This is a genomic window from Janthinobacterium breve (assembly GCF_051380895.1).
Taxonomy (GTDB): Bacteria; Pseudomonadota; Gammaproteobacteria; order Burkholderiales; family Burkholderiaceae_D; genus Janthinobacterium.
The window spans coordinates 585738-599930 of record NZ_JBNYXY010000001.1 but is presented as its reverse complement, the minus strand read 5'-3'; the positions used below and the strand labels follow the sequence as shown (position 1 = coordinate 599930).

General features: G+C 60.2%; 10 protein-coding genes and 2 rRNA genes. 8 read left to right on the top strand and 4 right to left on the bottom strand.

What is annotated here, in order from left to right; all coding sequences use genetic code 11:
- Together ACQ4W0_RS02790 and rrf are read left to right on the top strand one after the other, a co-directional pair.
- Positions 1-214, top strand: a 23S ribosomal RNA gene (locus ACQ4W0_RS02790); the annotation flags it as partial.
- Between the two features lie 153 nt (positions 215-367).
- Positions 368-480 (top strand): 5S ribosomal RNA (gene rrf / locus ACQ4W0_RS02785).
- 131 nt (positions 481-611) lie between these two features.
- On the opposite strand, the gene ACQ4W0_RS02780 is transcribed toward rrf, so the two are convergent.
- Complete coding sequence (locus ACQ4W0_RS02780) at positions 612-1172, bottom strand: acyloxyacyl hydrolase (RefSeq protein WP_436575376.1); 561 nt, start codon at positions 1170-1172, stop codon at positions 612-614.
- Between the two features lie 96 nt (positions 1173-1268).
- Here ACQ4W0_RS02780 and ACQ4W0_RS02775 point away from each other — a divergent pair, with 96 nt between their 5' ends.
- On the top strand, positions 1269-2171 hold the full coding sequence (locus ACQ4W0_RS02775; RefSeq protein ID WP_436575375.1) for an NAD(P)-dependent oxidoreductase: 903 nt from the start codon (positions 1269-1271) through the stop codon (positions 2169-2171).
- A gap of 1 nt (position 2172) precedes the next feature.
- Here the strand turns inward: ACQ4W0_RS02775 and ACQ4W0_RS02770 are convergent, their stop codons facing one another.
- Positions 2173-3366 (bottom strand): M20 aminoacylase family protein, encoded by a 1194-nt coding sequence (locus ACQ4W0_RS02770; protein WP_436575374.1) that lies wholly within the window; start codon positions 3364-3366, stop codon positions 2173-2175.
- 205 nt (positions 3367-3571) lie between these two features.
- Here ACQ4W0_RS02770 and ACQ4W0_RS02765 point away from each other — a divergent pair, with 205 nt between their 5' ends.
- From ACQ4W0_RS02765 to ACQ4W0_RS02750, 4 genes are all read left to right on the top strand, one after another.
- Positions 3572-5647 (top strand): molybdopterin-containing oxidoreductase family protein, encoded by a 2076-nt coding sequence (locus ACQ4W0_RS02765; RefSeq protein WP_436575373.1) that lies wholly within the window; start codon positions 3572-3574, stop codon positions 5645-5647.
- 2 nt (positions 5648-5649) lie between these two features.
- Positions 5650-6705, top strand: a complete 1056-nt coding sequence (locus ACQ4W0_RS02760; protein ID WP_436575372.1) for an aminopeptidase — start codon at positions 5650-5652, stop codon at positions 6703-6705.
- A 276-nt stretch (positions 6706-6981) separates the two neighbouring features.
- A complete protein-coding gene (locus tag ACQ4W0_RS02755) occupies positions 6982-8664 on the top strand; it encodes a long-chain fatty acid--CoA ligase (protein ID WP_436575371.1) in 1683 nt (560 codons plus the stop codon).
- A 55-nt stretch (positions 8665-8719) separates the two neighbouring features.
- Complete coding sequence (locus tag ACQ4W0_RS02750; RefSeq protein WP_436575370.1) at positions 8720-10402, top strand: long-chain-fatty-acid--CoA ligase; 1683 nt, start codon at positions 8720-8722, stop codon at positions 10400-10402.
- On the opposite strand, the gene ACQ4W0_RS02745 is transcribed toward ACQ4W0_RS02750, so the two are convergent.
- Positions 10399-11571, bottom strand: a complete 1173-nt coding sequence (locus tag ACQ4W0_RS02745) for an acyltransferase family protein (RefSeq protein WP_436575369.1) — start codon at positions 11569-11571, stop codon at positions 10399-10401. The two genes, ACQ4W0_RS02750 and ACQ4W0_RS02745, sit on opposite strands and share 4 nt — an antisense overlap.
- A gap of 155 nt (positions 11572-11726) precedes the next feature.
- Between ACQ4W0_RS02745 and ACQ4W0_RS02740 the strand changes: the two genes are divergently transcribed.
- Complete coding sequence (locus ACQ4W0_RS02740) at positions 11727-12593, top strand: LytTR family DNA-binding domain-containing protein (protein WP_436575368.1); 867 nt, start codon at positions 11727-11729, stop codon at positions 12591-12593.
- Here ACQ4W0_RS02740 and ACQ4W0_RS02735 read toward each other — a convergent pair.
- Positions 12590-14182 carry an alkaline phosphatase D family protein gene (locus tag ACQ4W0_RS02735; protein ID WP_436575367.1) on the bottom strand — a complete coding sequence of 531 codons (1593 nt, stop codon included), beginning with the start codon at positions 14180-14182 and terminating at the stop codon, positions 12590-12592. The genes ACQ4W0_RS02740 and ACQ4W0_RS02735 overlap by 4 nt on opposite strands.
- Positions 14183-14193: the final 11 nt, after the last annotated feature.

Genomic DNA, 14193 nt, shown 5'->3' with positions numbered 1-14193 from the left:
ACCGGTTGTCACGCCAGTGGCATTGCCGGGTAGCTAAATACGGAAGAGATAACCGCTGAAAGCATCTAAGCGGGAAACTTGCCTTGAGATGAGATTTCCCAGAGCCTTGAGCTCTTTGAAGGGTCGTTCGAGACCAGGACGTTGATAGGCTGGGTGTGGAAGTGCAGTAATGCATTAAGCTAACCAGTACTAATTGCCCGTACGGCTTGTCCCTATAACCTTAGCAGGTACAGAGGATGAGAAAGTACATGTTGCGTGTTGTTGATAACGCAGTCATTACCCATTAATACCTCAGTAAATAATCGATACTTCTTCCAGATTCATGGCCTTGTCGTCCTACAGGAGACAAACGCCAGTACAAGTTATGCCTGATGACCATAGCAAGTTGGTCCCACCCCTTCCCATCCCGAACAGGACCGTGAAACAACTTTGCGCCGATGATAGTGCTGCAACCAGTGTGAAAGTAGGTTATCGTCAGGCTTGTTATTCGCAGTAGAGAAAAACCCGATCAGAAATGGTCGGGTTTTTTTTCGTCTGGTGCTTTCTCTGGCCAGACGGACAGGCGTAAAAAAAGCAGCGCTACGCGCTGCCTTTTCATCTGCGCCACTTCATCAGAAATGGTACGCCACTTTCAGGTTCAGGAAGTTGACGCCTGTATTCGGCTTTTTGTAGCCACCGTTCGAGAAATGCTGGATCTTAGCAGCGACTTCCCAATTATTGTCGAAGACATAGCCGATGCCGACATGGTCGCCGAACTGGAAGTGTGTTGACAGGCGGTAATCGTCATTGTCATACAGTTTCGACAGCATGTGCACGCCAATACCGCCTTCGGCATACAAACCTTTCTTGCTGATATTTTCAAAGCGGAACACCGGCGTGAAACCGACATCAACAAGACTTTGTGTTGCACCGGGAACATTGCGGTAGCGATCGCCGCGCCATGCGCCAAAGCTGGCATCCCAGTAACCGCTCAATTGCGTGCCGTTGGATTTGAACCAGGCTTTGTCCCAGTCCGAAGTAGCACCCACACGTATCATTTGCGTGCTGGTGCCATTTGCGTATTCGGCGTAGGCGGAATCAATCAGTTTGCCGTCCGCTGCGAATACCGATTGCATCGCGGCCACGGCGGCAACGGCGGCGATGGATTTGAGGAGATTCTTCTTGAAGAACATAGAGGCTTTCATCGTAAAATTGGCCGATAGGCTATTGTTGTACAGGCACCTTGCTTTGCATGCCGCTCTCGCCACTTGTTGATTTCAGGGGTTCAATTGACATTCTCTACAAAAATCGCATTTCTCGGTATCGGTCTGATGGGGGATCCGATGGTCCGGTGCCTGCTACGCGCTGGATATTCTGTCACAATTTGGAATCGCACGCACAGCAAGGCCCAAGTCCTGCGTGCGGCAGGGGCACAGCCGGCTGTTTCCGTGGCTGAGGCGGTTAATGGCGCGGATGTGGTCATCTCGATGCTGGAAGCCGGTCCCATTGTGGCGCAGGTGCTGCAAGAGGCGCTGCCGGCCTTGCCAGCGGCTGCGATATGGATCGATATGAGTTCCACCAAGCAATCAGAGGCCCAACAATTTCATGCCAGCTTGCACGCGGCAGGCCATGCTTTCATCGATGCGCCCGTGTCGGGTGGCGTCGGCGGGGCGCAGGCGGGCACCTTGGCCATCATGGCCGGCGCCAGCACCAGCGATTACGCGCGGGTTGAGGCGATTCTTGCGGCCATGGGCCGTCCGACTCTGGTGGGCTCGCCAGGCAGCGGACAGGTGGCCAAGCTGTGCAATCAGCTGATCGTCGGTGCCACCTTGACCATCGTGGCCGAAGCGTTGTTGCTGGCACAGGCGGCCGGCGCCGATGCGGCCGCCGTACGGGCGGCCATCCGTGGCGGTTTTGCTGAGAGCAAGATTTTGGACGTGCATGGCCAGCGCATGCTGGAACGCAATTTTGTTGCCGGTGGGCAGGTGAAAAGCCAGATCAAGGATATGCACAACATCCTCGCGGCGGCCGAGGCAGCGCACGTCACCTTGCCGGTGACGCAACTGGTAACGCAGCGCTATGAAAGTCTCGCCGAAACGTACCCGACGGCGGACCATGCGGCGGCCTTGCTGGCCCTGGAAGCGTTGAATCCGGGCCAGCGCCTCGGTGACGGCCCGGATAAGCTGAGCTGATTCAAGCGATGGGCAGGCTCGCTTCGGCCAGCTTGACCCAGAAACTGGCGCCGATGGGCAGCAGATGGTCGTTGAAGTCGTAGCTGCCATTGTGCAAGACGCATGGTCCCAGGCCGTGGCCGCCATCGCGGTGCTCGCCATCGCCATTGCCGATGAAGATGTAGCAGCCGGCTTTTTCTTGCAGGAAAAAGGCAAAATCTTCCGCACCCATGGTCGGTTCGACATTCGCGTTGACCTTGTCGGCACCCACCACGCTTTTCATCACTTCGACGGCAAACGCCGTTTCTTTTGCGTGGTTGACCAGCGGCGGATAGTTGCGCTTGAAGTGGAAGTCGACGTCCGCGCCAAAGGCGGCGGCCGTATGCACGGCGATCTCGCGCATGCGCTCTTCGATCAGGTCCAGCACGGGTGTGGTGAAGGTGCGCACGGTGCCGACCAGGCTGGCGTCATCGGGAATCACATTGGTGGCGCTGCCCGCATGGATTTGCGTGATCGACAGCACGGCCGTGTCGAGCGGACTCTTGTTACGCGTGATGATCGTTTGCCAGCTTTGCGCGATTTGCACGGCCACCATCACAGGGTCGATGCCCTTGTGGGGCTGGGCTGCGTGGGCGCCCTTGCCCTTGACGGTGACGTGGAATTCATTGCTGGAGGCCATCATCGGCCCTTCCACCACGCTCAGGGTGCCTGTTTCGGCGCCTGGCCAGTTGTGCATGCCGTAGATGGCATCCATGGGAAACTTGCTAAACAAGCCGTCTTCGATCATTTCGCGCGCGCCGGCGCCGCCTTCTTCGGCCGGCTGGAAGACCAGATACACGGTACCGTCGAAATGGCGGTGCTGCGCCAGATAATGGGCCGCACCGAGCAGCATGGCCGTGTGGCCGTCGTGACCGCAGGCGTGCATCTTGCCCGGGTGGCGTGAAGCATGCTCGAAGGTATTCATTTCCTGCATCGGCAAGGCATCCATGTCGGCGCGCAGGCCGATGGCACGCGTTGAGGTGCCATTCTGGATGATGCCGACCACGCCGGTGCGACCCAGGCCGCGTACCACGGGAATGCCCCATTCCGTCAGTTTGGCGGCGATCACGTCCGAGGTACGCTGTTCTTCATAGCATAGCTCGGGATGCGCGTGCAGGTCGCGGCGGATACCTTGCAGCTCGGATTGAAACGCCAAGATGGGATCAACTAATTTCATCGGACTCTCCTGTGGATGCTGGCGCGCGGCATGTATGGCGCGCCGGACCGCGGCTGTTTGATCAAAAACAGGCGCGGCTAATAATGCATTGTAGCCCTTGTTTGCAGGGTAAATCCAGCGCACGGACCAGCTTGCCATGGCGCCAACAGCAAGCGTGCAGAATGGTTTACAGTATCGCCTTCCCCCAACGTTTTTGGATTGCACCATGACCACCACCCAAGTGCGCGCCGCCTGCCCGCTCGACTGCCCCGATACCTGCGCCTTGCTGGTCACCGTGACCGATGGCGTGGCAACAGCCGTCAAAGGCGATCCTGACCACCCGACCACGGCTGGCGTGCTGTGCACCAAGTTGTCGCGCTTCACGGAGCGTACCTACCATGCGGACCGGCTGCTGCATCCGCTGCGCCGCGTGGGCAAGAAGGGGGAGGGAAAGTTCGAGCGCATCAGTTGGGAAGACGCATTGCAGACCATCGCCGCCCGCTTGAAACCGATCGCCGCGCGCGATCCGCAGGCGATCTTGCCGTACAGCTACTGCGGCACCATGGGCCTGGTACAGGGCGAATCGATGTCGTCGCGTTTTTTCAACCAACTCGGTGCTTCCTTGCTTGACCGCACCATTTGCGCCTCGGCCGGCGCCACCGGCTACCGCTACACCGTAGGCGCCAGCATCGGCACGGACCTGGAGCAATTCCAGAACGCGAAATTGATCATCATCTGGGGCGGCAATCCGATCGCTTCGAACCTGCACTTCTGGATGCGGGCGCAAGAGGCCAAGCGCAACGGCGCGACCTTGATCGCCATCGACCCGTATCGTTCGCTGACGGCCGAAAAATGCCATCAGCACGTCGCCTTGCTGCCAGGTACCGATGCGGCCCTGGCGCTGGGCTTGATGCATGTCTTGATTGTGGAAGATATGCTCGATCATGACTACATCGAACGCTATACTATAGGCTACGATGCCTTGAAACAGCGTGCGCTGGCATGGCCGCCCGAACGCGTGGCGGAGGTGTGCGGCATCACCGTCACAGAAGTGGTGGAACTGGCGCGTCTGTACGGCCAGGCGTGCCGCTCTGGCGAGGGTGCCGCCATCCGTACCAACTACGGCGTGCAGCGCGTGCATGGCGGTGGCATGGCCGTGCGCAACATCGCCTGCCTGCCGGCCCTGACGGGCGCGTGGCGCCATCCAGCGGGCGGCATGCAGCTGTCGAGCTCTGGTTCCTTCCCCGTCAACCGCAAGGCCCTGCAGCGCCCTGATTTGCTCAAAGGCACGCCGCGCACCATCAACATGAGCACCATCGGCGACGATTTATTGAAAGCAAGCTCGCCCGAGTTCGGCCCGCAAGTCGAGGCCGTGATCGTCTACAACTCGAATCCCCTGGCGGTGGCGCCCGATTCCTCGAAAGTGGCGCTGGGCTTTGCACGCGAAGATTTGTTTACGGTCGTGCTCGAGCACTTCCAGACCGATACCGTCGATTACGCCGATATCGTGTTGCCCGCCACCACGCAGCTCGAGCATGTCGATGCGCATTCCACCTATGGCCACCTGTACATGATGGCAAACAATGCGGCCGTGGCGCCGCTGGGCGAAGCGAAGGCGAATACGGAAATCTTCCGCCTGCTGGCGCAGCACATGGGCTTTGATGACCCGTGCTTTCAAGAAAGTGACGATGCGCTGGCGGCCAAGGCCTTCGATGCGACGGATGCGCGCGCCGTACATTTCGACTGGGAATCGTTGAAACGCACGGGTTGGCAAAAGCTGGCCATGCCCGAGGCACCGTTCGCCGCAGGCGGTTTCCCCACGCCGTCAGGCAAATGCGAGTTTTATTCCAGCGCCATGGCGCAGGCGGGACTCGATCCCTTGCCGACGTATATTGCACCGCACGAATCGCTGGCCAGCAATCCCGCGCTGGCAGCGCGCTATCCGCTGGCCATGATTTCTCCGCCGGCCCGCAATTTCCTCAATTCCACCTTCGTCAACGTGAAAAGCCTGCGCGCGGCCGAAGGCGAGCCGCACCTCGATATCCATCCCGATGATGGCGCCGCGCGCGGCATCGTGGCCGGCGACATGGTGCGCATCTTCAATGACCGCGGCAGCTTTGTTGCCAAGGCCAGGGTCACCGACAAGGCGCGGCGCGGCCTGGTGGTGGGCTTGTCCGTGTGGTGGAAGAAGCTGGCCAGCGATGGCAAGAACGCCAATGAAGTGACGAGCCAGCGCCTGACGGATATGGGCCGCGCACCCACCTTCTACGATACGCTGGTCGAAGTGGAAAAGGCCGGCTGACCATGGCCCTGCTGCGCTGGCCCGCCTGCTTGCTTGTCGGCGTCTTGTGCCTGCTGCTGGGCGGCTGCACGCAGCTGCGCTACTACACGCAGGCGGCACAGGGGCAATATGCCCTGTGGTCCGGCGCGCGCCCCATCGGTGACTGGCTCGACGACCGGACCACCGAGCCGCGCCTGAAAGTGCGTCTGGCCAAGGCGCAGCAAATTCGCCGCTTTGCCGTCAGCGAGCTGGACTTGCCCGACAATGGCAGCTACAAAAACTACGCGGCCCTGCGGCGCCCGTTTGTGCTGTGGAACGTGGTGGCCACGCCGGAATTGTCGCTGCAGCCGCTGCAATGGTGTTTCCCCATCGCCGGCTGTGTCAATTACCGCGGCTATTACAGCAAGGACGAGGCGCTCGCGTATGCCGACGAGTTGCGCGCCCAGCATTACGACGTGCAGGTGGGCGGCGTGCCCGCGTATTCCACTCTGGGCTGGTTCGACGATCCCCTGCTGTCGACCTTTATCAACTACAACGATGCGGAACTGGCGCGCCTGATTTTTCATGAACTGGCGCACCAGGTGGTGTACGTGCCCGGCGATTCGGCTTTCAACGAGTCGTTTGCCGGTGCCGTGGAAGAGGCGGGCGTGCAGCGCTGGCTGGCGCGCGAGGGCAATGACGCCATGCGCGCGGCCTACGCCCAGTACGCGGCGCGGCGCCAGGATTTTCTGGCCTTGCTGCTGAAATATCGTGAGGAGCTGGAGGCCGTGTATGCCAGCGACGCCAGCGATGCGGACAAGCGCGCGCGCAAGGCGCAGGTGTTTGCGGCACTGCAAGACGCGTATCAGGTGCTGAAGCAAGAGTGGGGTGGCTTTGCCGGTTATGACCGCTGGTTCGAGCAGCCGTTGAGCAATGCGCACCTGGCTTCCGTGTCCACCTACAATGAATTTTTGCCTGCCTTCAAAAAATTGCTGGAAGAAAAAAAGAACTTTCGTGCTTTTTATGCTGCAGTGCACACAATGTCTCAGATCAAGAAGCCTGAGCGCAGGCGTGCGCTGGAACAATTGTCCAGCCCCTGACCCGTAAAGATTGTCTCACACGTCAGGGCAAACGATCCTGCAACGGTGTATTTATCATGCTGCACTGCAGCACAAAAAGCCCTTAGAGTTGCCGCTCGAATACTGTTGAAAGCGCTTGCATGGAAGCGCGGCGCCCGATAGCATCGCGTTAGTAGCATAGAGCAATTGCTCGTCAAAATGCTCAAACTGACTGCAGGACGACAGAATCCGCAGCAATGATCCGCGCCGGCAGGCTGCGCCGGCTCCCCCACGATTATTCGAGACAAGAGGCACAGGATGGAAAAAATTTGGCTGAAGTCGTATCCTCCCGGCGTTCCCGCCGACATCGATCCTGATCAATATCATTCGCTGGTGCATTTGCTGGAAGAAGCGTTTCAAAAATATGCAGACCGCAATGCCTATGTCTGCATGGACAAATTTCTCACCTATGCCGAACTCGACACCTATTCGCGCCAGTTGGGTGCCTGGCTGCAAAGCCGTGGCTTGAAAAAAGGGGCCAGAGTCGCCTTGATGATGCCGAACGTGCTGCAGTATCCGGTGGCGATTGCCGCCGTCTTGCGCGCCGGCTACACAGTGGTCAACGTCAACCCGCTGTACACGCCGCGCGAACTCGAGCACCAGCTCAATGATTCGGGTAGCGAAGCCATCATCGTGCTGGAGAACTTTGCCCATACGGTCGAACAAGTGTTGAGCAAGACGGCCATCAAGCACATCATCGTCGCCAGCATGGGTGAAATGTTGGGCGGCTTGAAAGGCATGATCGTCAATTTTGTCGTGCGTAATGTGAAGAAGATGGTGCCCGCGTATTCCTTGCCGAACGCCATGCGTTTCAAGCAGGCGCTGGCGCTGGGCAGCCGCATGAAACTCACGCCCGTCGAGCTGAGCATCAACGACGCCGCCTTCCTGCAATATACGGGCGGCACCACGGGCGTCTCGAAAGGCGCGACCTTGAGCCACCGCAACGTGATTGCCAATGTGCTGCAGAGTGAAGCGTGGTCGGGCGCGGCACTCGATCAGAACAGCAAGGAGCAGTTGATCATCGTCTGCGCCTTGCCGCTGTACCATATCTTTGCCCTGACGGCGTGCGCGATGTGGGGCACGCGCGTGGGCGCCCTGAATATCCTGATCCCGAATCCGCGCGATATCCCGGGCCTGATCAAGGAACTGGGCAAGTACAAATTCAACCTGCTGCCAGCGGTCAATACGCTGTATAACGCGCTGGTGAATCACCCCGACTTTGCCAAGCTCGACTTCTCGGGCTTGAAGATCGCCAATGGCGGCGGCATGGCGGTGCAGCAAGCCGTCAATGACAAATGGCTGCAAGCGACGGGCGTGTCCATCATCGAAGGTTATGGCCTGTCGGAAACGTCGCCTGTCGCCACGTGCAACCGCGCTGACAGCACGGCGTTTTCCGGCACCATCGGCTTGCCGATTCCGTCGACCGAGATCGCGATTCTCGACGATGACGGCAAGGAAGTGCCGCTGGGCCAGACGGGCGAGATCGCCATCCGTGGCCCGCAAGTGATGACGGGCTACTGGAATCGTCCCGATGAAACGGCCAAGGTCATGACGTCCGACGGCTATTTCAAATCGGGCGACGTGGGCATCATGGATGAACGCGGCTACGTGAAGATCGTGGACCGCAAGAAAGATATGATTCTCGTCTCCGGCTTCAATGTGTATCCGAACGAGGTCGAAGCCGTCATCGCGGCCCATCCGGGCGTGCTCGAGTGCGCCTGCGTGGGCGTGCCCGATGAACATTCGGGTGAGGCCGTGAAAGTGTTTGTGGTACGCAAGGATCCGAACCTGACCCAGGCAGTGCTGGCCGCGTATTGCAAGGAACAATTCACGGGTTACAAGCGACCGAAATACATCGAGTTCCGCGATGAACTGCCGAAAACCAACGTCGGCAAGATTTTGCGTCGCGCCCTGCGTGACGAAACGAAGATAGCAGCATAAACAGTGTGGGATGCGCCAGGAGGCGCATCCCTTTTACCGATAAAGATGAGGCGAGATGGACAAGATTTGGTTGAAGTCGTACCCGGACAGCGTTCCCGCAGAGATTGATTGCACGCAATACCGTTCCGTGACGCATTTGCTGGAAGAGTCGTTCCAGAAATATGCGGACCGCAACGCTTTCGTGTGCATGGATAAATTCATTACCTACCGCGAGCTCGACCAGTTGTCGCAGCAGATGGGGGCCTGGCTGCAAAGCAAAGGTTTGCAGCCGGGTGCGCGCGTGGCGATCATGCTGCCGAACGTGCTGCAATATCCGGTGGCCATGGCGGCAATTTTGCGCGCCGGCTACACCGTGGTGAACGTCAACCCGCTGTACACGCCCCGTGAATTGCAGCACCAGCTGATCGATTCGGGCAGTGTAGCGATCATCGTGCTGGAAAACTTTGCCACCACGGTGGAACAGGTGCTGCCGCATACCCAGGTCAAGCATGTGATCGTGGCCACCATGGGCGATTTGCTGGGCGGCTTGAAGGGCACCATCGTCAACTTCGTCGTGCGCAAGATCAAGAAAATGGTGCCTGCGTTTTCCTTGCCTGGCGCCATCAGTTTCAACAAGGTGCTGGCCGAAGGCGCGCACCTGACGCTCAAGCCAGTGCAGCAGGGGCATGACGATATCGTCTTCCTGCAATACACGGGTGGCACGACGGGCGTGTCAAAAGGTGCGATGTTGTTGCACCGTAACGTGATCGCCAACGTGCTGCAAAACGAAGCGTGGATGACGCCCGTGATGACGCCTGAGATGCGCGCCACTTCGATGGGATTCATGTGCGCCTTGCCCCTGTATCACATCTATTCGCTGACGGTCAGCGCCCTGATGGGCATGCGCCTGGGTGGTTTGAACGTGCTGATACCCAATCCGCGCGACATTCCCGGTTTCGTCAAGGAATTGAGCAAGCACAAGATCGTCGTTTTCCCGGCCGTCAATACCCTGTACAACGCGCTGCTGAACAATGCCGAGTTTGCCAAGCTCGATTTCTCCAGCTACAAGGTGTGCAATGGCGGCGGTATGGCCTTGCAGCGCAATGTGGCCGAACGTTGGCTGAAACTGACGGGCTGCCCGCTGATCGAAGGCTATGGCATGTCGGAAACATCGCCCGTGGTGACGGGCAACCGCGTCGATATCACGGAATTCACAGGTACCATCGGCTTGCCATTTCCCTCGACGGAAGTGGCGATCTTGAACGACGACGGCGTGGAAGTGCCGCTGGGCGAGCCGGGCGAGATCGCCGTGCGCGGCCCGCAAGTGATGGCCGGCTACTGGCAGCGTCCGGATGAGACGGCCAAGTCGATGACGGCAGACGGCTACTTCAAGACGGGCGACGTGGGTGTCATGGACGAGCGCGGCTATGTGAAGATCGTGGACCGCAAGAAAGACATGATCATCGTCTCCGGCTTCAACGTGTATCCGAACGAGGTGGAAGAGGTAGTCTCTGCGTGCCCGGGCGTGCTCGAATGTGCGTGCATCGGCGTGCCGGATGCCAACGCGGGCGAAGCCGTGAAAGTGTTTGTCGTGCGCAAGGATCCTAATCTGACGGTGGAACAGATTCGCGAGCATTGCAAGCATGAATTGACGGCATACAAGAAGCCGAAATACATCGAGTTCCGCGATGAATTGCCGAAAACCAATGTCGGCAAGATCTTGCGCCGTCAATTACGCGACGAAAAGAAGGTTGCCTAATTCGCAGCCAGGGCTGTGTCCGCCACCACGGCTTGCCGTGGCCGGGCGGGCAGGCCGAAGCAGGGGCGCAGCCAGTTGACCTTGCTGATCAGCAGCGAGGTCCCCAGCCAGCAGGTCGCCAGCGTGCCGGCCAGTATCAGCAGCGGTTCGAGCACGGGGCCCAGCTTCAGCGGCACCAGCCAGTAGGCCAGCAGCACGATCGCGCTCTGGTGCAGTATGTACCAGGGGAAGACGGCCTGGCGGGCCCATGGCAGCCAGGCAAAGGGGCGGTTCAATAGCGTATGCGACCAGCCCAGAATGGCGCAGATGGCCAGCCACATGTACAGGTTGCGCATGGGCCAGGAGCCGAACGAGGCCCAGGTCAGCAGATGTTCCGAGTGACTCTTGTCAAAATATTGATATATGGCAAACGCGCCCAGGGACAGCCACAGCGTATGCCAGCGCAAGCGCGCCAGTTCCGCCCATAATGCCCTGTCACTGCCCAAGCACCAGCCATACACGAACATCGTGAAATAGATGGCATGCGCATACCAGTCGCGCACCACCGCATGGGTTTCCGGATAACGCATCTTCAGCAGCGCCATGGCCGCCAGGGTCGGCAGCGCAGGCAGGACCAGTAAACGCCAGCCGCGCAAGCGCTGGAAGTATGGTTTCAGCACCGCCAGCAGCGGCTGCAGCGCCACCAGCGCCACGGTGTACAGCAGCAGGTACACCAGATACCACAAATGATTCCACGTAAAACCATATTGCCAGCCAACAAATGCGCCGGCGGGCCAGGCATAGCCGCCAAAGTAATGCACGAGGAAGCGAGCGTAGCCCGGTTCTACCAGCCCCTTGCTGACACCTTCGCAATATGGCTGGAGGGGGATGATGACGGCCATGCCAAACAGCAACGGTAGCAGCAGGCGCCTGATCCGGCGCCACAGGAAGGCGCCGCGCGAGGTGTGCGTCATCATGGCGCAGGAAACGCCGGAGATCATGAAAACGATTTCCATGCGCCAGCGGTTGATGAAGACCAGCGGCATGTTCAGGGCATCGGTGGCATAGCTGCTGCGCATATGAAAGTCCGTCCCTTCCACGTACATCAGGGCCGTGTGAAAGAAGATCAGCAGGCTGAAGACGAGAAAGCGCAGGGCATCAATATCGTGACGGCGGGAATCGTGGTTCATGATCGGAGGCGAGTGGTGAAGGAAGTCCCAGCATAGGCATGGCCTGGGCTAGGGGCCACTGGCAAGTGACCAGCGGACAGCTGGCTGTGACAAAAAGCGGCTCAGGGACGGCTCAGGGACGTTACAATCGTGCAACTAATTCATCCACTGAGACCATGGCAGTTTCTTCCACCGACCTGTTGCAACGTTATCAACGCTGGCGCCGCGTGGCCGAACCCGGATTCTGGATCGTGCTGACCCTGATGCAGGCCAGCGTGAACAGCTGGCTGGTGTGGATCGACCTGCAGCGCACTGGAGTCGACACGGCATTCTGGGAAGTGGCCGTGTGGGAATGGAGCAGCAATCTTGTGCTGCTGGCGCTGGTGCCCGTGCTTATCCTGGCGGAGCAGTACCGGCCGCTGCACCTGGTGTTCCAGCGCCAGAACTTGTGCTGGCACCTGGCCGCTTCGGTCGTCTACAGCCTGGTACATGTAGCGGCCATGGTGGCCCTGCGCAAGCTGGCGTACTGGAGCCAGGGTAGCCACTATGATTTCGGCGCCTGGTGGCGCGAGCTGCCATATGAATACCTGAAAGATGTGCGTGCTTACTTCCTGGTCTTGCTGGCGGTGGGATTTTACCGCTTGCTGCTGATGCGCTGGCAAGGCGAGGCGACCCTGCTGGGCGAACCCGATGAAGGGCCGGCCGTGGAGCCGGTGCAGCAACCGGAACGCTTTCTGGTGCGCAAGCTGGGCAAGGATTTTCTGTTGCCTGCTGCCGATATCGAGTGGCTACAGGCCTGGGGCAATTATGTGAACCTGCATGTGCGCGGACACGATTATCCGCTGCGCTCGACCATGGCCGCCATCGAGCGCCGCCTCGACAGCAAGCGCTTTGTGCGCGTGCACCGCAGCTATATCGTCAATCTTGATTTCGTGCAAGCCATCGTGCCGCTGGAATCGGGCGATGCGCGGGCCGTGCTCTCCACGGGGGGCGAAGTGCCCGTCAGCCGGCGCTACCGCGATGCCTTGAAAAGTACTTGCTAGCTTTCCTGCAAGCCAGCCTTGCCATCGTGTACGGTAAAACTGGCCAGCGTCGCGATGCCGGATGCGCTGTCGCGCACATTCTCCAAACCCTGGAACAGGGTCGTGGTTTTCTCTGGCGTGATTTCCAGCAACATATAGCCGCGCTTGTCGCTGCGTCCGTAGCGGATGTGCGGGTTCATCGCCACGTACTGCTCAGTGCGCGCCTGCGGGCGGGAGCCGGACGTGATTGAGGTACCGCAAAACTCGGTCGCCAGCACGGGATTATCCTTGCCGGTGGGGCGCATGGCGTTGCGGCTCAGGTCCGTGGCATAAAAGGTATGCACGTCACCCGACAGCACCAGCGGGTTGCTGGCCTTGCTGCTGCGCAGGGCGTCGAGCAGGTGCTGGCGCGCCATCGGATAGCCATCCCAGCCATCGGTCCAGATGCGTTCGTCGCCGGGCCGCAGGATGGGCACCTGGCTCGATTGCGCCATCAGCGTTTGTTGGGCCAGGATATTCCAGCGCGCGGGCGAGTTGTCGAGACCGGCCTGCAGCCAGCGCTGCTGCTCCTCGCCCAGCATGGTGCGCTGTGGTTTCAGCAAGTCGGGGCAGTTGCGCGTGGTGACGGAATTGGAGCCGCCGCGGCCCGGCCTGGCGCACGCGTGATAGGCGCGGTATTGCCGGTCGTCCAGCACGTGGAAGCGCGCCAGCCGGCCCCAGTCGTAGCGCTGGTAGATGCGCATGTCGACAAAGCCCCGTCGCCCCAGCGGCAGCAGGCGCAGCGGCATGTGTTCATAAAACGCTTGATAGGCGGCCGCGCGGCGCTGCAAAAAGGTGGGCGTGAGCAATTCGTCGCGGTCATTGCCATAATCGTTGGCCACCTCATGATCATCCCAGGTGACGATCCATGGCGCGGCCAGGTGTGCGCTCTGCAAGTCCTGGTCGCTCTTGTATTGCGCGTAGCGGGCGCGGTACTCGTCCAGGGTAAAACTTTCGTGCGTGCGCACGGCGCGGCCCGGGTGCTGCAACTGGTACGGCCCCCATTCATAGATGTAGTCGCCGAGGAAGGCCACCAGGTCGGGCGCGGCCGCGGCAATGTGCCGGTGCGCCGCATACGCGCCGAATTCCCAGTGCTGGCACGAGGCCACGGCCAGCTTCAGCGCCGCAGGCAGGGCATCGGCGGCGGGTGCCGTGCGCGTGCGGCCCACGGGGCTGACGGCGTCGCCCAGCATAAAACGGTACCAGTACCAGCGGCCGGGTGCCAGGCCGCCCACGTCCACGTGCACGCTGTGCGCGAGGGCGGGCGTGGCCGTGGCTTGCCCCTTGGCGACGACGCGTCTAAAACCTTCATCGCCGGCCACTTCCCAGCGCACGTTCAGGGCGATGGCGGGCGTGGCGGTCGCCTGCAGCGGGTCATAGCAGATGCGCGTCCACAGCACGACGGCGTCCGGCAAGGGCGAACCGGAAGCGACACCGAGCGCAAAAGGATAGCCGGTGCTATTGCTGCGCGTGGCGGCGCGCGCGCTGGAACCGGACAGCACGCCGCCAGCGGCGGCCAGTGCACCGATGCGCGCAGCACTGAGCAGGAAGATGCGGCGCTGGCTATCCATGCCGGCTGGCC